This window comes from Herbiconiux oxytropis, assembly GCF_024979315.1.
Lineage (GTDB): Bacteria > Actinomycetota > Actinomycetes > Actinomycetales > Microbacteriaceae > Herbiconiux > Herbiconiux oxytropis.
On sequence record NZ_JANLCK010000003.1, the window covers coordinates 94,031 to 114,588 of the forward strand.

General features: G+C 71.0%; 19 protein-coding genes and 2 riboswitches. Of the genes, 8 read left to right on the forward strand and 11 right to left on the reverse strand.

The genetic code is table 11. The features are described 5' to 3' along the window. Positions 1-93: 93 nt before the first annotated feature. From gabT to N1028_RS06350, 3 genes are all read left to right on the forward strand, one after another. The gene (gene gabT / locus N1028_RS06340; RefSeq protein WP_375163419.1) at positions 94-1,446 is read left to right on the forward strand and encodes a 4-aminobutyrate--2-oxoglutarate transaminase; all 1,353 of its coding nucleotides are present in this window, start codon (positions 94-96) and stop codon (positions 1,444-1,446) included. Positions 1,447-1,568: 122 nt separating this feature from the next. Then, positions 1,569-2,888 (forward strand): Glu/Leu/Phe/Val family dehydrogenase, encoded by a 1,320-nt coding sequence (locus N1028_RS06345; RefSeq protein ID WP_259526555.1) that lies wholly within the window; start codon positions 1,569-1,571, stop codon positions 2,886-2,888. An 81-nt stretch (positions 2,889-2,969) separates the two neighbouring features. Beyond that, positions 2,970-4,436, forward strand: a complete 1,467-nt coding sequence (locus tag N1028_RS06350) for an NAD-dependent succinate-semialdehyde dehydrogenase (protein WP_259526020.1) — start codon at positions 2,970-2,972, stop codon at positions 4,434-4,436. Between the two features lie 29 nt (positions 4,437-4,465). Here N1028_RS06350 and N1028_RS06355 read toward each other — a convergent pair whose 3' ends face one another. From N1028_RS06355 to N1028_RS06370, 4 genes are all read right to left on the reverse strand, one after another. Beyond that, positions 4,466-5,905: an ABC transporter permease gene (locus N1028_RS06355; RefSeq protein WP_259526021.1), complete on the reverse strand. Its 1,440-nt coding sequence runs from the start codon at positions 5,903-5,905 to the stop codon at positions 4,466-4,468. Next, positions 5,902-6,663 (reverse strand): ABC transporter ATP-binding protein, encoded by a 762-nt coding sequence (locus N1028_RS06360; protein ID WP_259526022.1) that lies wholly within the window; start codon positions 6,661-6,663, stop codon positions 5,902-5,904. The genes N1028_RS06355 and N1028_RS06360 overlap by 4 nt, the downstream gene beginning before the upstream one ends. Positions 6,664-6,749: 86 nt before the next feature. Next, on the reverse strand, positions 6,750-7,436 hold the full coding sequence (locus N1028_RS06365; protein ID WP_259526023.1) for a response regulator: 687 nt from the start codon (positions 7,434-7,436) through the stop codon (positions 6,750-6,752). Then, positions 7,433-8,617, reverse strand: coding sequence for a sensor histidine kinase (locus tag N1028_RS06370; protein WP_259526024.1), 1,185 nt, complete (start codon positions 8,615-8,617; stop codon positions 7,433-7,435). The genes N1028_RS06365 and N1028_RS06370 overlap by 4 nt, the downstream gene beginning before the upstream one ends. A gap of 61 nt (positions 8,618-8,678) precedes the next feature. Between N1028_RS06370 and N1028_RS06375 the strand changes: the two genes are divergently transcribed. The 3 genes from N1028_RS06375 to N1028_RS06385 are packed head-to-tail and all read left to right on the forward strand — an operon-like array spanning position 8,679 to position 10,731. Next, positions 8,679-9,062, forward strand: a complete 384-nt coding sequence (locus N1028_RS06375) for a GntR family transcriptional regulator (protein WP_259526025.1) — start codon at positions 8,679-8,681, stop codon at positions 9,060-9,062. Continuing rightward, a complete protein-coding gene (locus tag N1028_RS06380) occupies positions 9,059-9,949 on the forward strand; it encodes an ABC transporter ATP-binding protein (RefSeq protein WP_259526026.1) in 891 nt (296 codons plus the stop codon). The genes N1028_RS06375 and N1028_RS06380 overlap by 4 nt, the downstream gene beginning before the upstream one ends. Next, a complete protein-coding gene (locus tag N1028_RS06385; RefSeq protein ID WP_259526027.1) occupies positions 9,946-10,731 on the forward strand; it encodes a hypothetical protein in 786 nt (261 codons plus the stop codon). Before N1028_RS06380 ends, N1028_RS06385 begins: the two co-directional genes overlap by 4 nt. Positions 10,732-10,756: 25 nt before the next feature. On the opposite strand, the gene N1028_RS06390 is transcribed toward N1028_RS06385, so the two are convergent. Next, positions 10,757-12,694, reverse strand: a complete 1,938-nt coding sequence (locus N1028_RS06390) for an ABC transporter ATP-binding protein (protein ID WP_259526028.1) — start codon at positions 12,692-12,694, stop codon at positions 10,757-10,759. A gap of 53 nt (positions 12,695-12,747) precedes the next feature. After that, a complete protein-coding gene (locus tag N1028_RS06395) occupies positions 12,748-14,091 on the reverse strand; it encodes an MFS transporter (protein WP_259526029.1) in 1,344 nt (447 codons plus the stop codon). Positions 14,092-14,184: 93 nt separating this feature from the next. Here N1028_RS06395 and N1028_RS06400 point away from each other — a divergent pair, with 93 nt between their 5' ends. Continuing rightward, on the forward strand, positions 14,185-15,030 hold the full coding sequence (locus tag N1028_RS06400; protein ID WP_259526030.1) for a PfkB family carbohydrate kinase: 846 nt from the start codon (positions 14,185-14,187) through the stop codon (positions 15,028-15,030). A 10-nt stretch (positions 15,031-15,040) separates the two neighbouring features. Here the strand turns inward: N1028_RS06400 and ribH are convergent, their stop codons facing one another. The 5 genes from ribH to N1028_RS06425 form a co-directional block, all read right to left on the reverse strand. After that, on the reverse strand, positions 15,041-15,517 hold the full coding sequence (gene ribH, locus N1028_RS06405) for a 6,7-dimethyl-8-ribityllumazine synthase (RefSeq protein ID WP_259526031.1): 477 nt from the start codon (positions 15,515-15,517) through the stop codon (positions 15,041-15,043). Between the two features lie 40 nt (positions 15,518-15,557). Further along, positions 15,558-16,919 (reverse strand): GTP cyclohydrolase II, encoded by a 1,362-nt coding sequence (gene ribA / locus N1028_RS06410; protein WP_259526032.1) that lies wholly within the window; start codon positions 16,917-16,919, stop codon positions 15,558-15,560. Further along, a complete protein-coding gene (locus N1028_RS06415; protein WP_259526033.1) occupies positions 16,916-17,581 on the reverse strand; it encodes a riboflavin synthase in 666 nt (221 codons plus the stop codon). The genes ribA and N1028_RS06415 overlap by 4 nt, the downstream gene beginning before the upstream one ends. A 3-nt stretch (positions 17,582-17,584) precedes the next feature. Further along, positions 17,585-18,646 (reverse strand): bifunctional diaminohydroxyphosphoribosylaminopyrimidine deaminase/5-amino-6-(5-phosphoribosylamino)uracil reductase RibD, encoded by a 1,062-nt coding sequence (ribD, locus tag N1028_RS06420; protein WP_259526034.1) that lies wholly within the window; start codon positions 18,644-18,646, stop codon positions 17,585-17,587. 70 nt (positions 18,647-18,716) lie between these two features. Continuing rightward, a riboswitch (FMN riboswitch) is annotated at positions 18,717-18,892 on the reverse strand. A 16-nt stretch (positions 18,893-18,908) separates the two neighbouring features. Then, complete coding sequence (locus N1028_RS06425; protein ID WP_259526035.1) at positions 18,909-19,670, reverse strand: polyprenol monophosphomannose synthase; 762 nt, start codon at positions 19,668-19,670, stop codon at positions 18,909-18,911. 147 nt (positions 19,671-19,817) lie between these two features. On the opposite strand from N1028_RS06425, the gene N1028_RS06430 reads away from it, so the two are divergent. Beyond that, complete coding sequence (locus tag N1028_RS06430; RefSeq protein ID WP_259526036.1) at positions 19,818-20,330, forward strand: GtrA family protein; 513 nt, start codon at positions 19,818-19,820, stop codon at positions 20,328-20,330. A gap of 32 nt (positions 20,331-20,362) precedes the next feature. Further along, a riboswitch (glycine riboswitch) is annotated at positions 20,363-20,460 on the forward strand. The last annotated feature ends 98 nt before the right edge of the window (positions 20,461-20,558 follow it).

Consider the following 20,558-nt stretch of genomic DNA (forward strand, 5'->3'; position numbering starts at 1 on the left):
TAATCGATGCGGCTGACAGTCTGGCTCACATCGCGGCGAAGTCTGCCGGAACGGCACGGGCTATCGGGCTGCCGGCGACCTACAGTGAGTGCCATGACCATGACTCTCGACAGCACCCTCGGGGGCCCGACGCTCGAGCAGCGCCGCCACCTCGTCACCTCCATCCCCGGCCCGAAATCGGCCGAGCTGCATGCCCGCAAGGCGGCGGCGGTCGCGAGCGGCGTGGGAGTCATGCTGCCGGTCTACGTGCAGGCGGCCGGCGGTGGTGTGGTCGTCGACGTCGACGGCAACTCGCTCATCGACTTCGGATCCGGGATCGCCGTGACGGGTGTGGGCAATGCGGCCCCCGCCGTCGTCGAGGCGGTCACCGCCCAGGTGGCGCAGTTCACGCACACCTGCTTCACCATCACGGGCTACGAGGGCTACATCGAGGTCGCCGAGGCTCTCAACGCGCTCACCCCCGGCAGCTTCGACAAGCGCACCGCGCTGTTCAACTCGGGTGCCGAGGCCGTGGAGAACGCCATCAAGATCGCCCGCCACTTCACCAAGAAGCAGGCCGTCGTGGCCTTCGACCACGGCTACCACGGCCGCACGAACCTCACCATGGCCCTCACCGCCAAGTCAATGCCCTACAAGAGCGGCTTCGGCCCCTTCGCGCCCGAGGTCTACCGCGCGCCGATGTCATACCCCTTCCGCGACAACGGGCTCACCGGCCCCGAGGCGGCGCGCCGTGCGATCACCCAGATCGAGAAGCAGATCGGCGCCGACAACCTCGCCGCGGTCATCATCGAGCCCATCCAGGGCGAGGGCGGCTTCATCGAGCCCGCCCCCGGCTTCCTGCCCGCCGTCGCCGCCTGGGCGAAGGCCAACGGCGTCGTCTTCATCGCCGACGAGGTGCAGACCGGCTTCGCCCGTACGGGCCAGCTCTTCGCCTCCGAGCACGAGGGCCTCGAGCCAGACCTCATCGTGACCGCCAAGGGGATCGCCGGCGGCCTCCCGCTCTCGGCCGTCACCGGCCGCGCCGAGATCATGGACTCCGCTCACGCCGGCGGACTCGGCGGCACCTACGGCGGCAACCCCATCGCGTGCGCCGCGGCGGTGGCCACCATCCGCAGCTTCCAGGAGGACGGCCTCGTCGAGCGCGCCCGCACCATCGGCACCCTCTTCCGTGGCCGACTCAACGCCCTCCGGGCAGCGGATGCGCGCATCGGCGACGTCCGGGGCCGCGGCGCGATGATGGCGATCGAGATCGTCGACCCGGCCACGGGTGATCCGGATGCCGCCCTCACCGCGAAGATCGCCGCCTACGCCCACCAGAACGGAGTGGTGCTGCTCACCTGCGGCACCTACGGCAACGTGATCCGGTTCCTGCCCCCGCTGACCATCTCGGACGAGTTGATCACCGACGGGCTCGACGTCATCCGCGACGCGTTCATCGCCGCATGAACGCCGCCCGCACGGCCACCGACGGTGTCGACAGCGCCCTCGAAGCGGCCGGAGCAGCCGGAGCGGCCGGAGCCGCCGGGGCCGCCGGGGCCGCCGGGGCGGATGCCGCCCGCGCACGACTGATGACCGAGCCGGCACCTGTGACCGCCCCCATCCCGACGATCGCCCACGCGCACGCCGGCGCCTCGGCGCTCGCCGACGCCCGTGCCCAGCTCGCCGACGCCGTCGGGGAGCTCGGCTACGACGAGGGCACCTACGCCATGCTGGCCGCCGCCCGTCGCGAGCTCGCCGTGAGCATCCCGCTGCGGCGCGACGACGGCAGCACCCAGGTGCTCACCGGCTACCGTGTGCAGCACAACATCTCGCGCGGACCGGCGAAGGGGGGCCTCCGCTACGCGCCCTCGGTGAACATCGACGAGGTGCGGGCGCTCGCGATGTGGATGACGTGGAAGTGCGCCCTGCTCGACGTGCCCTACGGCGGCGCCAAGGGCGGCATCGCGATCGATCCGCGGCGCTACAGCACGCTCGAGCTCGAGCGCGTGACCCGCCGGTTCACGAGCGAGATCCTGCCGATCATCGGCCCGCACCAGGACATCCCGGCGCCCGACATCGGCACCGACGAGCAGACCATGGCGTGGATCCTCGACACCTATTCGGTGACGCAGGGGCACACCGTGCCCGGCGTCGTCACCGGCAAACCGCTCAGCCTCGGGGGCTCGCTCGGCCGCGCGAGCGCCACGAGCCGCGGGGTGGTGCACGTGGCGAAGGCGGCCCTCGAGTCCGAGGGCATCGACCCTCGAGGCGCCACCGCCGCCGTGCAGGGCTTCGGCAAGGTGGGCCGAGACGCCGCGCGCTTTCTCGAGCAGGAGGGAGCCAGGGTGGTCGCGGTGAGCGACCAGTACGGCGCCGTGCAGGCCGGTCTCGACGGCGCCGGCGGCACGAAGGGCCTCGACATCGAGGCGCTCGCCGCCCACGTCGACGCCACCGGCTCGGTGGTGGGCTTCGCCGGCGGCGACGCCCTCCCGCCTGCAGACCTGCTGACGCTCGAGGTCGACCTGCTCGTGCCGGCCGCCGTGGAAGGTGTGATCCACGAGGACAACGCCCGCGACATCCGGGCGCGCCTCATCGTGGAGGGCGCAAACGGCCCGACCACGCGGGAGGCCGACCGCATCCTGCGCGAGCGTGGCGTGGTGGTCGTGCCGGACATCCTCGCGAACGCGGGCGGCGTCATCGTCTCCTACTTCGAGTGGGTGCAGGCCAACCAGTCCTACCGCTGGGACGTGCGCGACGTCGAGCAGCGTCTGGCCGAGCGCATGATCGCGGCGTGGCACGGGGTCTCCCGGTATGCTCGCGACAGCGGGATGACCCTGCGCGCGGCAGCCACAACCCTGGCCGTCCAGCGGGTCACCGAGGCACATCGCCTGCGCGGTCTGTACCCCTGATCCGCCTGCCCGTGCGCCGGCCGAGCGCAGGAGCCTCTTCCTCCCCACGACCTCAGCAACCTCATGACGAGAAGGACAGCAATGACCGCATCGACCGAGACCGACCTCCTCGCCGGAGTGCCCGACCGCCTCTTCATCGGCGGATCGTGGGTGCACGGCTCGACCGGCAAGACCTTCGACGTGATCGACCCGGCCACGGGCACCGTGATCAAGTCGATCGCGGACGCGACGCCGGAGGACGGCATGCGCGCCCTCGATGCCGCGGTGGCCGTGGCCGATGAGTGGGCGGCCACGGCACCCCGCCAGCGCGGCGAGATCCTGCGCGGGGCGTTCGATCTCCTGCAGCAGCGTCGGGACGACATGGCGCTGCTCATGACGCTCGAGATGGGCAAGCCGCTCGCCGAGGCGCAGGGCGAGGTGACCTACGGCGGTGAGTTCCTGCGCTGGTTCAGCGAGGAGGCCGTGCGCATCTCGGGCCGCTACGGCTCGAACCCCGAGGGCACCGGCCAGATGGTCGTCTCCCAGCGCCCCGTGGGCCCCTGCTACCTCATCACGCCGTGGAACTTCCCGCTCGCCATGGCGACGCGCAAGATCGCGCCCGCACTCGCGGCCGGCTGCACCGTGGTGGTCAAGCCCGCCGCGCTCACGCCGCTCACGACGCTCTTCATCACCCGCCTGCTCGAGGAGGCCGGGCTGCCCGCCGGTGTCGTGAACGTCGTCACGAGCTCGCAGTCGCGCGCCATCTCCGAGCCGATCATCGCCGACCCGCGGCTGAGGAAGCTCAGCTTCACCGGCTCCACCCCGGTGGGCCGCACTCTCATGAAGCAGGCGGCCGACAACGTGCTGCGCACCTCCATGGAGCTCGGTGGCAACGCCCCGTTCGTGGTCTTCGGCGACGCCGACCTCGACAAGGCGGTCGACGGCGCGATGGCGGCGAAGTTCCGCAATATCGGCCAGGCCTGCACGGCGGCCAACCGCTTCATCGTGCACTCGTCGGTGGCGAAGGACTTCGCCGACCGCCTCGCCGCCAAGGTCGACTCGCTGCGCGTGGGTCGCGGCACCGAGGAGGGCGTGGGGATCGGCCCGCTGATCGACGACAAGGCCGTCGACAAGGCCGACGAGCTCGTGCAGGACGCCGTGAGTCGCGGCGCGACCCTCGTCGCGGGCGGCAAGCGGATCGAGGGCCCCGGCAGCTTCTACGAGCCCACCGTGGTCTCGAATGTGCCCTTCGACAGCGAGATCCTCCGCGAGGAGATCTTCGGCCCGGTGGTGAGCATCGTGCAGTTCGACGACGAGGATGAGGCCGTGCGTCTCGCGAACGACACCGAGTACGGTCTCGTCTCCTACGTCTTCACCGAGTCGCTCGCCCGCGGTCAGCGCATGATCCAGAAGCTCGACACGGGCATGATGGGCCTCAACGTCGGCGTCATCTCGAACGCCGCCGCCCCCTTCGGCGGGGTGAAGCAGTCGGGCCTCGGGCGCGAGGGCGGCGCCGAGGGCATCCACGAGTACCTCTCGACGAAGTACACCCTCATCCCGAACAGCTGAGTCACCCCGCACGAGTCACCCCGCCCGGGTCACTCCGTGGCGAGGGCGCGCACCGGTGAGACCCGGGTGGCACTCCGCGAGGGCACCACGGTGGCGGCGAGCGTGAGCAGCGCCGCCGCCACAGCCGTGCCCAGCACGAGCTGCCACGGCACCACGGGCAGGATGAACGCGGGCGCGCCGGGCATCGACGACAGCAGCGACTGGGCGCCCGCCCACCCGTAGAAGATCCCCACCGCGAGCCCCACGAGCACGGCCGCGGCGGTGAGCTGTGCGCTCTCGACAGCGATCATGCGCCGCAGCTGTGCGGCGGTGAAGCCGAGAGCCCGGAGCAGTCCGAGCTCTCGGGTGCGCTGCAGCACGCTGAGCGAGAGGCTGTTGACGAGCCCGACGGCTGCGATCAGCGCGCTGAACCCCAGGAGCGCCGAGAAGATCACCACAGTGGTGGTGATGACCGTGTCGAGCTGGGCAGCCATCTCCGGATCGTCGAAGGCCGAGCCGAGCACCTGGCGGTAGGTCGCGGCGGCGACCGCGAACATGCTCACGAGGCCCACCCCGATGACGAGCCCGATGGTGGTCCGGGTGCTGCGCTCGGGGTACCGCACGGCGTTGAGCGCGGCCAGCCGAGCCGCCGCGCCCCCGCCGAAGAGCCGGCTGCCGAGGATCCGTCCCACGGCACGGAGCGCCGGGGGCATCACGAGCCCCGCTCCGAGCACGAGCCCGGAGAACGAGAGCATGCCGCCGAGCACGGCGGGCAGGATGCCGATCGGGTTCAGGCTGCCGATGACGATCCCGGCTGCCAGCAGGAGCGCCCCGAGCACGAGCAGTGCGAGGGCCGCGGCGTTCCGCCCGCGTCGGCCGCGCAGCTCCTCGTGACGGAGCTCCGTCGAGCCGCTGAGCGCCTGCAGCGGCGACACGTCGAGCACCCGGCGCGAACCCACCCACGAGGCGAGCCAGGTGGTGAGGATCACGGCGATGATCGGCAGAACGACCACCGGGGGAGCGAGGTCGTAGGGGAGCGCCGGTGCGTGGCCGCCGGCCACGGCCACGGCGAGGAGCGCGGCCGAGACCCCGGTGCCCAGGAGTGCTCCCAGCACACTTCCGACGACGCCCACAGCCAAGCCCTCCCGCGCGATCGCGCGGCGACGGCTCCGCGCCGAGGCGCCGACGAGCCGCAGCAGAGCGATGGTGCGGGTGCGCCCGGCGACGATCGTGGCGAACGTGTTGGAGGTCACGACGGCGCCCACGTACACCGCGATCGCGATGAACACGAAGCCGAGCATCGCGAGCACGAGCGCGACCATGCTGCTGGAGCCGGTGAGATCGTCGGCCGCGATCACGGCAGCCAGCGCCCCCGTGATCTGCAGCAGCGACACGCCGAAGGCCGCCGAGAGTGCGGCGACCAGGATGCTCGGGGCGTGCTGACGAGCCGCCGAGAGACGTGCCGCCGCGATGCCCTTCGACCCGGTCATGCGGCGCCCTCCATGCCCAGCATGTAGTCGCTGATCTCGGCGGCGCTCGAGGGGCCCCGGTCTTCCACCACGCGTCCGTCGGCCAGGAACACGATGCGGTCGGCGTAGCTCGCGGCCACCGGATCGTGGGTCACCATCGCGATGCTCTGGCCGTAGTCCCGGCAGGCCGACCGCAGGAGGCCGAGCACCTCGCGGCCGCTCCGCGAGTCGAGATTGCCGGTGGGCTCGTCGGCGAAGACGAGGTCGGGCCTGGTGCCGAGCGCGCGCACGATCGCGACGCGCTGCTGCTGCCCGCCCGACAGCTCGTGCGGCCGGTGCCGCAGCCGCTCCCGCAGGCCGAGGGAGTCGACGAGGCCGTCGATCCGGAGCCGGTCGTCGGGGGAGGGCCGCCGGCCATCGAGCTCGAACGGCAGCAGGATGTTGCCCAGCACGTCGAGCGTCGGCACGAGGTTGAACGACTGGAAGACGAAGCCCACGCGTCGTCGTCGCAGCTCCGTGAGGCGCGCATCGCCGAGCGTCGTGATCTCGGTGTCGCCGAGCCAGACGCGGCCGCCCGACGGCGAGTCGAGGCCCGCCATGATGTGCATGAGCGTCGACTTGCCCGATCCGCTCGGCCCCATCACGGCCGTGAACTCGTGGGGGCGGATGCCGACCGAGACGTCGTCGAGCGCCGTCACGGCGGTGTCGCCGCGGCCGTAGGACTTGCTGAGGTTCGCGACCCGGGCGACGAGGCCCAGGTCTGTCGTGGTGATCTCCATGCTCTGACGCTACGGTCGGCCCGCCGGGGCCCGCGTCGGACGACGGGACGACCCTCGTACATCTCGAGGATGACGTCGTGCGCGACTCAGACCAGCCCGTGCTCGTGCGCGAACACCACGAGCTGCACGCGATCGCGCAGCTCGAGTTTGCCCAGCACGCGGCTGACGTGCGTCTTGACCGTGGCCTCGGAGAGGAACTCGGCCGCGGCGATCTCGGCGTTGCTCAGCCCCCGCGCGGCGAGGGCGAAGATCTCCTTCTCGCGCGCGGTGAGGGCTCGGAGGGAACCCCGGGCGGCGAAGACCGGCGATACCCTGCCGGCTGCGGGGGCCGTGCCCACGTGCTCGAAGAGCTCCCGCACGGCTGCCGCCGACACCACGGCGTCACCGGCGTGCACGGTTCGGATGGCGGAGAGCAGGAACTCCGGATCGGCGTCCTTCAGCACGAAACCGCTCGCGCCGGCCCGGATCGCCCGAGCGGCGGCCTCGTCGAAGTCGAAGGTGGTGAGCACGATCACGCGGGGCGGGGGCGCTGCCGCAGAGGCGGGCCGGGTGAGGATGCGCCTGGTCGCCTCGATGCCGTCGACACCGGGCATCCGCAGGTCCATGAGCACGACGTCGGCGCGGTGCTCGAGCGCGGCCGCGGCACCCGCGGCTCCGTCGTCGGCCTCCGCGACCACCTCGAGATCGGCCTGCGAGTCGACGACCATGCGCACGCCCGCACGGAACAGCGGCTGGTCGTCGACGAGCACCACACGGATCACGGAGCCGCTCATGATGCCTTCTCCTCGCCGAGTGCCTGCGGGGCATCGGCCCGGTCGATCGGCACGGCGAACCGCACGACGAACCGGCCGTCCTCCCGCCCGGAGGTCAGGCGCCCGCCGGCGAGCTGAACCCGCTCCCGCATTCCGGTGATCCCGTACCCGGGCGCATCCGGTGCCGGCGTCGGTGCCGCGGCGCCGAGCCCGTTCGAGACGCTCACCGAGAGCTCCGCCGCGCCCCAGTCGATCCGCACCCCGGCCGCCTGCCGGTCGCCGTGCCGGAGCGCGTTCACGAGCGCCTCCTGCAGCACGCGGTAGACCGCGAGCTGCTGCCCGGGCGGCAGCGCCACGGAGGCGCCGTACTCCTCGACCCGCACCGGCAGCCCGGCATCGGTCAGCTGCGAGAACAGCGTCGGCAGCTCGGCGAGGGTGGGCTGCGGCCCGCGCTCGTCGTCGTCCCGCAGCTGAGCGAGCAGCACCCGCACCTCGGAGAGGGCCTCTCGGGCGGTCGACGAGATCGTGACGAGCGCGGCCTCTGCGGCGGCCGGATCCGCCCGGCCTGCATAGCGGGCGCCATCGGCCTGCGCGATCACGACCGCGAGCGAGTGGGCCACCACGTCGTGCATGTCGCGGGCGATGCGGGTGCGCTGCTGCTGCACCCTCGTCTCCCGCTCCGCGGTCGCCTGCCGGAGGCGGCTCTCCCTCGCCGTGGCCCAGGTCTTGGCGAGCAGGCCGAGGGTCCAGCTCAGCGCGAGCAGGCCGGCGATCGAGGCCGTGTAGATGAGGAAGATCACGGAGAGCTGGGCACCCTCGGGCGCCGGCGCGCCCGGCTGCCGGAGGGCCGGGCCGAAGGCGAGATAGGCGCCGGCCACGAGTGCGCCGACGACGGCCGACGCGAGGCCGGCCCACTTGACGACTCGTCCGCCGTAGCGCGCGGTCGCGTAGAGCATCGGAAGCACGGCAAGATCGGCCACGTCCGGGGGGAGCGATGCCGCCATCTGCAGCCCGGTGGCGGCCCAAGCGATGGCAAGGGCGAGCGCCGGGCTGACTCGACGCAGGGCGAGCACGGCGCCCAGCAGCAGCACGGCCACCACGCCCGCCGGCGGGAGGCCGCCGAGCACGAGCCACAGCAGCACGCACGCGATCCCGATGCCGAGATCGAGGCCCCACTGCCAGGGCTGCACGGAGCGGAGCATGCCCACACGCTATCGCCTCTTGACATCCCGGACCGGAGCTGGTTGGTTAGTTACATGAGTAATGAACCAACCAGGGGTCGTCGTGGATGAGTCACGACCGATCTTCGTTCAGATCGCGGAGTTGATCGAGATCGACATCATCTCGGGCGGTCTGCCCGAGGAGACCCAGGTTCCCTCCACGAACGAGTTCGCAGCCTTCCACCGCATCAACCCGGCCACGGCCGGCAAAGGTGTGAACCTGCTCGTCGATGAAGGGATCCTCTACAAGAAGAGGGGAATCGGCATGTTCGTCGCCACCGGGGCACGCGATCGGCTGATCGGGCAGCGCCGTCAGAGGTTCGAGAACGACTACGTGGGCCCGCTCGTGGCGGAGGCCGACAAGCTCGGCATCACACGCGCGCAGCTCGCCGAGATGATCAGACGAGAAGAGGGGAGCGCCGAATGAGCGCCGTCGTGGAGGTCAAGGACCTCAGCAAGAACTACCGCACCGTCACCGCCGTGGACGAGGTGAGCTTCACCGTGGAGGAGAACACCATCTACGGGCTGCTCGGCCGCAACGGAGCGGGCAAGACCACGCTCATGCAGCTGCTCACCGGGCAGGAGTTCGCGAGCTCGGGCGAGATCCGGGTGTTCGGGGAGTCGCCGGTGGAGAACGCCGGCGTGCTCGAGCGCACGAGCTTCATCAAGGAGAGCCAGAAGTACCCGGACGACTTCCAGCCCAAGCACGTGTTCGCCAGCGCCCCCTGGTTCTTCCCGGAGTGGGATGCCGAGTTCGCCGAGCGCCTCATCGCCGACTTCCGGGTGCCGCTGAAACGCCGCATCAAGAAGCTCTCGCGCGGCCAGCTCTCCTCCATCGGCGTGATCGTGGGGCTCGCCTCGCGGGCCCCGCTCACCTTCTTCGACGAGCCCTACCTGGGGCTCGATGCCGTGGCGCGGCAGATCTTCTACGACCGTCTGCTCGAGGACTACGCGGAGCATCCGCGCACCGTCATCCTCTCGACTCACCTGATCGACGAGGTCTCGAACCTCCTCGAGCACGTGCTCGTGATCGACGAGGGGCGGATCATCGTCGACCAGGCCGCCGAGGAGCTCCGGGGCTCGGCCACCACGATCGTCGGAACCCGGGCGGGCGTCGACTCGTTCGTCGCCGGTCGCGAGGTGCTGCACCGCGACCACATCGGAGGCCTGGCCTCCGTGACCGTCGGGCGGCTCGACCCGCTCGAACGCCAGGAGGCCGCCGAACTCGGCCTCGAACTGTCTCCCGTCTCGCTGCAGCAGCTGATCGTGCAGAAGACGAACGTCCCTGCCAAGGAATTCGAGGTGAAGTCATGACCGCCGTCCAGACCCCCACGGCCGCCCGAACGGCGGCCGGATCCGGGAGCCGCGTGATCCCCGTGGTGCGCCTGCACCTCGTGAACCGGTTCAGCATGCTCGTGCTGCCGTGGATCATCCTCGGCTTCATCTTCCTGGTGAACCTCGCGATCTGGTGGATCGTGATGAGCGCCGTGGGGCCCGATGCCGATCGGGCCGATGTGCAGGAGGGGCTGCAGTGGAGCGGCGCGTCGTTCTACATCTTCGTGTACATGATGGTGCTCGGGGTGCAGGCGATCGCTCTCACCTTCCCGTTCGCCCTCGGCTTCAGCGCCACCCGGCGCGACTTCTGGCTGGGCACATCGCTCACCTTCGTGCTGCTCTCGGCGCTCTACGCCGCCGGCATGACGGTGCTCGCGCTGATCGAGGTGACGACCGACGGCTGGTGGCTCGGCGGGCGCATGTTCAGCGCGCTCTACTTCGGGGGCGACGCCATGCCGTGGTACGCCCGGTTCTTCCTGTTCTTCGCCACGTTCCTGTTCTTCTTCTTCGTGGGAGCGCTCGCCGCGGCGATCTACCAGCGCTGGCGTGTGAACGGCATGCTGATCTTCTTCGGCGCCCTCACGGTGGCGCTCGTGGGAGCGGCGGCCCTGATCACCTTCAGCGAGTCCTGGCCGGCCGTCGGCACCTGGTTCGTCGAGACGGGAGCGCCAGGGGTGGTGGCCTGGAGCCTCGTGCCCACGGCCCTCGCCGCTCTCGTCGGCTACGTGATCCTCCGCCGCACCACCCCGAAGAACAGCTGAGAGCAGTGGGGCCGGAGACGCGGGGCTAGACGAGGAGCTGGTGCTTGGCGAGGTCGCGGTAGAGCGGCGTCGAGAGCACCAGCTCCGAGTGCGTGCCCACGCCCACCACGCGGCCGTGGTCGACGACGACGATCTGGTCGGAGTCGACCACGGTCGACAGCCGGTGGGCGATCACGATGAGCGAGCGGTTCTCCGCCACGGCGTCGATCGCCTCGCGGAGCATCTGCTCGTTCAGGCCGTCGAGCGAGGAGGTCGACTCGTCGAGCAGGAGAACCGGGGGAGCCGCGAGCAGGGCGCGCGCGATGGCGAGGCGCTGGCGCTCGCCACCCGAGAGCATCACGCCGTCTTCGCCCACGGCGGCGTCGAGGCCCTCCTCCGAACGCTCCAGCACCTCGCCGAGGTTGACGGCGTGCAGCACGCGCACGCACTCCTCGTCGGTGGCGTCGGGGGTGGCGAGCAGGAGGTTCTGGCGGATCGTGCCCGCGAGCACCGGGGCGTCCTGCTCCACGTAGCCGATCTGCGAGCGCAGGTCGATGCGGTCGAGCTCGCGTACATCCACGCCGCCGAAGCGCACCGAGCCCGAGGTGGGGTCGTAGAAGCGCTCGATCAGGGCCAGGATGGTGCTCTTGCCGGCACCGGAGGGGCCGACGATGGCGGTGCGCTTGCCTCGGGCCGCCGCGAAGCTCACGCCGTGCAGCACGCCCTTGCCGGCCACGGCGTCTAGGGTCGTGTCTCCGGCCGGCTCACCGTCCGGAGCTGCAGCGAAGCCGGCAGCCGCAGCTGCAGCGGCGGTCTCGAGCGCCGCTTCGTCCTCCACCTTCGCGGGCGTCTCGTAGGCGAAGTGCACGTCGACGAACTCGATCGCCGGGGCCCCGGCCAGAGCGGCGCCGACGGCTCCCGCCGCAGCCGCCTTCGCCGCGATCTCCCGGTCGTCCTGCCCCTCCACGGGGAGGTCGATGACCTCCTGGATGCGCCCGAGCGCGCCGAGCGCCTGGTTCACCGAGTTGATCGCACCGAAGGCCTGGCCGAGCGGCATGATCATCATGAACAGGAACAGGATGAACGACACCAGGCTCGCGATCGTGATGGCCCCGGAGGCCACGCGGAAGCCGCCGACCCCGAGCACCACGAGGAACGACACCTGCAGGGCGATGCCCGCGATCGGCACGACGAGGGCCGAGATCTTCGCGACCTTCACGCCCATGTCGAACGCGCCCCGCGCATCCGCTTCGATGGCGGCGGTCTCGCGCTCGGTGGCGTTGGAGGCGCGCACGGTGCGGATGGCGCTGATGGAGCGCTCCACGGCGGCGGCGAGATCGCCGACCTTCTCCTGCTGCTTGCGGCTGACGACCCGCACGCGGCCGGAGATGAGCACGACCGTGACGACCGAGACGGCGATGACGAGCACCGTGAGCCCGAGGAGCACCGGGTCGATGATGAGCATCGCGATCAGGGCGCCGACGAACACCAGGGAGCCGCCCACGGCATCCACGAGCCCCTGCGTGATGACGGCATAGAGCATGGTGGTGTCCGAGCCGACGCGGGAGACGAGGTCGCCGGTGCGTCTCCGGTCGAACTGGCTGATGGGCAGGCGCAGGATGCGGTGCACGAGCTGCCGGCGCGCCGAGTAGACGACCGAGGTGCCCGTGCGCTGCAGCAGGTAGTGCTGGTAGCCGCTGATGACACCGGAGACGATGACGAGGCCGACGAGCGCCCAGACGAGCATGTCGAGCGGATCGCCGGCCTGCACGACCGTGATGACCTGGCTCACGAGCAGAGGCTGGGCGAGGCTCGCGGCGGCGCCCACGATGCTGAGGGCGACCACGAGCGCGAGCACCTTCTTGTGCTCGAAGAGGAACGGCAGCAGCTGGCTGAACCTCGCTCGCGGACCATCGTCGGCGGCCTTGCGGCCACGCCCGAGGGGACTGCGCGAGCGCGGGGGAGTCGACGTGCTGGAGCTCATGGCTCCATTCTCTCAGGCGTCGACACCCCCACCGCCCGCTCGGCGGAGCCTCGTCAGCTCACGTTGTCGGCGTAGTCGACGTCGCGGTTCTCCTTGCTGATGATGAGCGCGCCGAGGGTGATCAGCGCCATCAGCGAGAGGTAGTTGCCGACGAGGGCGGGGCTGCCGTCGGCCGCGGTCCAGAGCGCCACCGCGATGAAGGGCGCCACAGCGGCACCGAGGATCGACGCCACGTTGTAGCTGATCGCCGAGCCCGTGTAGCGCACGTTCGCCGGGAAGAGCTCGGGCAGCTCGGAGCCCATGGGGCCGAAGGTGAGGCCCATCAGGGTGAAGCCGATGATGAGCAGCGACATGACGCCCACGAACCCGCCCGCGAACAGCGGGACGAAGAACAGGCCGAACGCGGTGATGCCGATCGTGGTCCAGATGAGCGTCATCCGGCGGCCGAAGCGCTCGGCGAGCGGACCCGCCGCGAGCGTGAAGATGCCGAAGAACACGCAGCCGACGACGAGCATGATGAGGAACTCGTTGCGGTCGTAGCCGAGACCGGCGACCGGCGCGTCCGTGGCCGTGGTGCCGAACGTGAGGGTGAACGTGGTCATCAGGTAGAAGAGCACGTAGGTGGCCAGCATGATGAACGTGCCGAGGATGAGCGGGCGCCAGCTGGTCTTGAACACACGGGCGAGCGGGAGCTTGGCGACCTCGCCGCGCTCGACGACCTTGGTGAAGGCCGGGGTCTCCACGAGCTTCAGGCGCACGTAGAGGCCGACGATGACGAGCACGGCGCTCGCGAGGAACGGCACGCGCCAGCCCCAGGCCAGGAAGTGCTCGGAGTCGAGGGTCGTGCTCAGCACGAGGAAGACGACGTTCGCGATGATGAAGCCGATCGGCGCGCCGAGCTGCGGGAAGGTGCCGTAGATGGAGCGCTTGCCCTTGGGGGCGTTCTCGGTGGCGAGGAGGGCTGCTCCCGACCACTCACCGCCGAGCCCGAGGCCCTGGCAGAAGCGGAACAGCACGAGCAGGCCGGGGGCGATGATCTCCCAGCCGGGGGTGAGGCCCGTGGGGAGGCAGCCGATCAGCACCGTGGCGATGCCCATCGTGAGCAGCGATGCCACGAGGGTCTGCTTGCGGCCGATCCGGTCACCGAAGTGGCCGAACAGGATGGAGCCGATGGGGCGGGCCACGAAGGCCACACCGAACACCGCGAACGACTGCAGCAGCGAGATGGTCGGATCGCTGTTGGCGAAGAAGAGCGTGGGGAACACGAGCACCGCGGCGGTGGCGTAGACGTAGAAGTCGTAGAACTCGATCGAGGTGCCGATGAGGCTGGCGAGGATGACCCGGCTGCGGGTGTTGACGGGCGCGTCGGGCTTGGCGTCTAGGACGGTGGAGGACATCTCGGCTTTCGGAGGGAGGAGGGAGGTGGTGCACGCGGACGCGCTAGTTTACCCGCCGTTTAGGATGCTCTGAGACGCACGGAGGAGAAGCACGTGGGAACTGTCGTTGTGGTGGGCTCGCTGAACATCGATTCGGTGGTGGAGGTCGAGAGGCACCCGGCACCCGGGGAGACGCTGCTCGGCGGCGACCTCGTGAAGCACTTCGGGGGCAAGGGGGCGAACCAAGCCATCGCCGCGGCGCGCGCCGGGGCCCGCGTGGGGTTCATCGGGCGCGTGGGCGACGACGCTGACGGCGACGCGTACCTGCGCCGGCTCGCGCAGTACGGCATCGACACGACCCACATCGCCCGCACGAAGGGCGTCGCCACGGGGCACGCGGCCATCGCGGTGGCAGCCGACGGCGAGAACACGATCATCGTGTCGCCCGGTGCGAACGGCCGGGTGGGGGTCGGCGACCTGGCGCCTCTGCAGTCGCTGCAGCCCGGCGACGTGCTGCTCGGATCGCTCGAGGTCGATCTCGCCGTGATCGCCGAGGCGGCGCGCATCGCGGCCGGGCGCGGCGCACGCGTGGTGCTCAACCTGGCGCCGTACGCGGCGCTGCCGGCCGACGTGCTGGCGCTCGCCGATCCTGTGGTCGTGAACGAGCACGAGGACGAGCTGATGCGTGGGGGCCTCGGTGAGGGTGCCGGTGCCGGTGGCGGCGCTCCGGATGTCCCGGGTTCGGTGCTGGTGACGCTCGGTGCGCGCGGATCACGGTGGGGCAGCACCGAGGTTCCCGCGGGAGCGGTGACCTCGGTGGTCGACACGACGGGCGCCGGGGACTGCTACTGCGGAACGCTCGCGGCGGCGCTCGCCGCGGGGGCGACGGACGCGGATGCGATGCAGGCCGCCTCGACGGCCGCCGCCCAGTCCGTCTCCTGGGTGGGCGCGCAGCCCTGACGCGCGCGGCTCAGGCGCGGAGGTCGCGGAGGGTGATCGCGGTGGCGACGGCGGCTTCGGCCGCCTCGCGGCCCTTGTCCTCCTTCGAGCCCGGGAGCCCGGCGCGGTCGAGCCCCTGCTGCTCCGTGTCGAGCGTCAGCACGCCGAAGCCCACGGGCTTGCCCGTCACGATGCTCACCTGCGTGAGGCCGGAGGTCGCGGCATCCGACACGTACTCGAAGTGGGGGGTGCCGCCTCGGATGATCACGCCGAGCGCGACCACCGCATCCGCCCCGGCCTCGAGCGCCGCCTTCGAGACCACGGGCAGCTCGAAGCTCCCGGCCACGCGCACGAGCGTGCTCGTGACGTGCGCCTCGTCGAGCGCCTTCTGCGCTCCGGCGATCAGTCCGTTCGTGATCACGTCGTGCCAGGTGCCGGCGATGATGGTGACGTTGAGGCCGGTGCCGTCGAGATCGACGTCGAGGCTGGGGGCTCCTGCTCCGCTCATGGGAGGGTCCTTTCGGTGAGGGGGTGCCGTTGAGGGCGGGTCAGTGGGCGGCGGGCAGCACGTGCCCCATGCGGTCGCGCTTGGTGTCGAGGTAGCGGCGGTTCTGCTCCGTCGCACCCACCACGAGGCCCACGCGCTCGGCGACCTCGATGCCGCGCGCCTCGAGCTGGCTCACCTTCTCGGGGTTGTTGGTGAGCAGCCGGATGCGCCGGGCGCCGAGATCGTCGAGGATCGCCACGGCGGCGCCGTAGTCGCGGGCGTCGGCGGGGAGGCCGAGGGCCACGTTGGCGTCGAGGGTGTCGAGTCCGTCCTCCTGCAGCCGGTAGGCGCGCAGCTTGTTGACGAGGCCGATGCCGCGGCCCTCGTGACCGCGGAGGTACACCACCACGCCGCCGTCTTCGGCGACGAGGTCGAGCGCGGCGTCGAGCTGAGGGCCGCACTCGCACTTGAGCGAGCCGAATGCCTCGCCGGTCAGGCACTCGGAGTGCACGCGCACGAGCGGGGTCGTCGAGGCCAGGGCCGCCGGGTCGCCCGAGACGATCGCCAGGTGGTCGGCCCCGGTCTCGAGGTCGCGGTAGGCGCGCATCCGGAGCGGACCGTGCACGGTGGGCACGAGGGTCTCGACCTCGAAGTGCACGCGGCCGGCGCCGGATCCGGGCAGCGATCCGGGCCCGGCGTGACGGGTGGGAACCGGGGCGCCGTCGGCTGCGGCGACCGCGGCATCCACGGTCGAGGGGTCGGCCGTGAGGAGGGTCTCGGCGGCGGCCTCGGCCGCGACGTCGGGCGCGAGCCCGTCCTGCTCGTTGAGGTACTCGATCAGCAGCTCGATCGTGGTCACCGGCAGGCCGAAGCGCTCCCCGGTGGCGAAGAGCTCGTCCATCTTCATGGCCGAACCGTCCTCAGCGATCATCTCGCCGATCGCGCCCACGGGCTCGAGACCGGCGGCCTTCAGCAGATCGACGGCGGCCTCGGTGTGGCCCGCGCGGTCGCGCACCCCGCCGGGCACGGCGCGGAGCGGCACGATGTGGCCGGGGCGGATGAGGCTCGCCGCGGTCGAGGTGGGGTCGCCGAGCACCCGCAGGGTCAGGGCGCGGTCATGGGCGCTGATCCCTGTGGTCACACCCTCGGCGGCGTCGACCGTGATCGTGTAGGCGGTGTGCCGGGTGTCCTCGCTGTTGACCACCATGGGCGGCAGGGCGAGCTCGTCGGCGCGCTCGCTCGACATCGGAGCGCACAGGTAGCCGGAGGTCCAGCGCACCATCCAGGCCACCCACTCGGTCGAGGCGAGGGCCGCCGAGATGATGGCGTCGCCCTCGTTCTCACGGTCGGCGGCGTCGGAGACGAGCACGGGCTTGCCGGCACGCAGTGCCTCGAGCACCTCGGACATGGGGGCGAGCGTCATGATCCGCTCCTCGTGGTGAGGCCGAGCGAGACGAGTCGCTCGACGTGGCGGGCCAGGATGTCGGTCTCGATGTTCACGCGGTCCCCTGGGCGCAGGGTGCCGAGGGTGGTGGCGGTGAGCGTCTCGGGGATGAGGGAGACCTCGAACCAGTGACCGCCGTCCGCCGCGCCGGCCGCCGCGCCGTCCGCCGCGTCACCTGAAGCCTTCTGGCCTACCGACGAGACGGTGAGCGAGACCCCGGAGACCGAGATCGAGCCCTTGTCGACAACGAGCGGCGCGAGCGCGTCGTCGAGCGAGAAGCGCAGCACGCTCCAGGCCTCGCCCGGAGTCACCGAGATCACGGTGGAGGTGCCGTCGACGTGCCCTTGCACGATGTGGCCGCCGAGGCGGTCGCCCACCCGCGCGGCGCGCTCGAGGTTGACGGTGTCGCCGACCGTGAGCGATCCGATGGTCGACATGGCGAGGGTCTGCGCCATCACGTCGGCCCGGAAGGTGTCGGGGGTCTGGTCGATGACCGTGAGGCACACGCCCGAGACGGCGATCGAGTCCCCGTGCGCGGCGTCGCTGACCGCGAGGGGGGCTCGTACCGTGATGACGGCCGCGTCGGCGGTGCGCTCGAGGGCGAGGACCTCGCCGAGCTCTTCGATGATTCCGGTGAACACCGTCTACTCCTTCGTGGGCGCCGAGGCGTCCGGTCGTGCGACGAGGAGGACGTCGTCGCCCAGTCGTCGCAGGTCTGTGAAGACGAGCCGCCGCTGCTCGCCGATCGACTCGACCCCGAGGTCGCCGACCGCCGTCATCGGCCCCCCGATGAGGGTCGGCGCGAGGTACACGAGCAGTTCGTCGGCGAGCCCGGCCGCGAGGAACGCGCTCGCGAGCGTGGGGCCGCCCTCCACGAGCACCGAGCGCACCTCCTCGTCGAAGAGCTCCCGGAGCATGGCGTGCAGGTCGAGGCCGTCGAAGGTGCGCAGGGGCAGCGGATGCGCGTGCACGCGCGCCGTGGCCGGCACCGCACGGCGGCCCACGACCACGGGTGCGGGCTGGTGCGGGAGGAGGCCGTCGTCGCCCCGAGCGGTGAGCTCGGGATCGTCGGCGAGCAGGGTTCCGGTGCCCACCAGGATCGCGTCGGCGTCGGCCCGCCGACGGTGCACGTCGGCGCGGGCCTGTGCGCCCGTGATCCAGCGGCTCGAACCGTCGGCCGCCGCCGCGCGGCCGTCGAGGCTCGAGGCCCACTTCACGGTCACGAAAGGCCGGCCGAGCCGCATGGCGGTGAGCCACGGCCGGATGGTCTCGGCGGCCTCGTGGGCGAGGAGACCCTGCTGCACGTCGAGTCCGGCCTCGCGCATCCGCTCGCCCCCGCCGCCGGAGCGGACCCCGGGGTCGGGGACCGCGTAGACCACGCGCGAGACGCCGGCTTCGATGAGGGCCACGCTGCAAGGGCCGGTGCGACCGTGGTGGTTGCAGGGCTCGAGGCTCACCACGGCGGTGGCGCCGCGGGCGAGCTCGGGGCGCACCAGTGCCCGGAGGGCGGCGACCTCGGCGTGCGGGGTGCCCGCACCCTCGTGCCAGCCCTCGGCGAGCACGTCGCCCTCAGGGGAGAGCAGCACGCAACCGACCTGCGGGTTCACGCCGTGACGGGGCCCGCGACGGGCCAGCTCGAGCGCCCGGATCATGGCGTCACGCACGGGCGCGGTGATCGCGTCGGCCTCGCGCGGTGCTGTCGTCATCGGGTTCCTCGTCGTCGGACGAGCCCCGGGGTGCGCTGAAGCGCCGACGGCCCCGCCCTCGGCAGAACCGCCCGTGCGCCTCTCATCCGGACTGAGGGAGGCCTGGGCCTCGCCATTACCGTCGGTTCTGGAATTGCACCAGATCAGCCTTCGTCGCGATCCGCACCGCCTGGGCGGTGCTTCTCTCATCTCGGGCTCGCGGACTTTCACCGCCGGTTCAGAATCTCACTGACCCCGGAGCACGTATCGAATATCGTACACCTCAGCGAGAGGCCGGGCCCGCCGTCGGCAGCGCCAGCCGCTCGGGCGCGCGGCCGATCATGCTCGACAGACCCCAGCCGGTGACCTTGGCGAGGGCCTCGACCACGATGCCGGTCGACATCTTCGAGGCGCCCTCGGCGCGCTCGACGAAGGTGATCGGGAACTCGCCGATCCGGGCGCCGCTGCGCTCGAACAGCCACGCCATCTCGATCTGGAAGCAGTAGCCCTGCGAGTTGACCGTGGTGAGATCGATGGTGCGGAGCGAGTCGGCCCGGAAACCGCGGTAGCCGCTCGTGAGGTCGTGCAGCCTCGACTGCAGCAGCACACGCGCGTAGGCCGTGCCGGTGCGGGAGATGAGCTTGCGGTAGGCGGGCCAGTTCACGATCACGCCACCCGGGATCCACCTCGTGCCGATGGCGAGGTCGTTCCCGCCCTCGAGCAGGGCGATCAGGCGGGGGAGCTCCTCGGGCTGGTGCGAGCCGTCGGCGTCCATCTCCACCACGAAGTCGTAGTCGCGGGCGAGAGCCCAGCGGAAGCCGGCGCCGTAGGCCGCGCCCAGGCCGTTCTTCTCGGTGCGGTGCAGCACCTGCACGCGGTCGTCTGCCGCGGCGAGGCGATCGGCGAGCTCACCGGTGCCGTCGGGGGAACCGTCGTCGACCACGAGCACGTGGGCGGTGGGCTCCGTCGCGAGCACGCGCTCGACGACGCCCGCGATCGAACCGATCTCGTTGTAGGTCGGTATCACGACCACGGTCTTCGCCACGTGCTCCTCGTTCGATCAGGACTGCTGTCTTCGCTCGAAAGCGTACTGACTACTCCCGTTCATTCTCGCCCGTTACGCTCAGCATTGACCTGGAAGATACGAAATGTTCGCTTCCTCTCTCTCTGTGCAGAAACGGCAGATCCCTACATGAGCAGTGCCCCGGCTCCCCGGTCGCGGTGGCGTGTCCTCTTCTCCGAGTTCATCAGGTTCGGCCTGGTGGGCGGCGTCGGCTTCGTGGTCGACGTGGGAGTGTTCAACCTCCTGAGGCTCACGGTGATGAGTCCCGAGAACATGCACGAGGGCCCCGTGGTGGCCAAGCTCATCTCGACGGCGCTCGCCATCGTGGTGAACTGGCTCGGCAACCGGTTCTGGACCTTCCGCGAACGCCGGCGGCACGACGTGCTGCGCGAGAGCCTCGAGTTCTTCGCCGTGAGCATCGCGGGCATGGGGATCGGGCTCGCCTGCCTGTGGTTCTCGCACTACGTACTGGGCTTCACGTCCCTTCTCGCCGACAACATCGCCGGCAACGTGATCGGGCTCGCGCTCGGGGCCGCGTTCCGCTTCGTGCTGTACCGCGTGTGGGTGTTCGGCGACAAGCGCAAGCACAGCCGCAGCGCCGTCGAGATCGAGACCATGGGCAAGACCCCGTCCGTCTCGTAGACTGACCGGCACGCACATCTGAACACGCCGTGACATCTGCGGCGGGAGAGTCCGGTCGCAGCCATCGGCCGGCGCCGTAGGAGCAATCCCTCTCCGGGAAACTCTCAGGCCCCCGCACCGCCGCAGCGAGGCGACTCTGGAGAGCGAGGCACCGTCGCCACCCGCGCCGGCCGTCTCCACCGACGGGGCAAGCGGCCGAACGCCGCGGAATCTCTCAGGTACCACGAC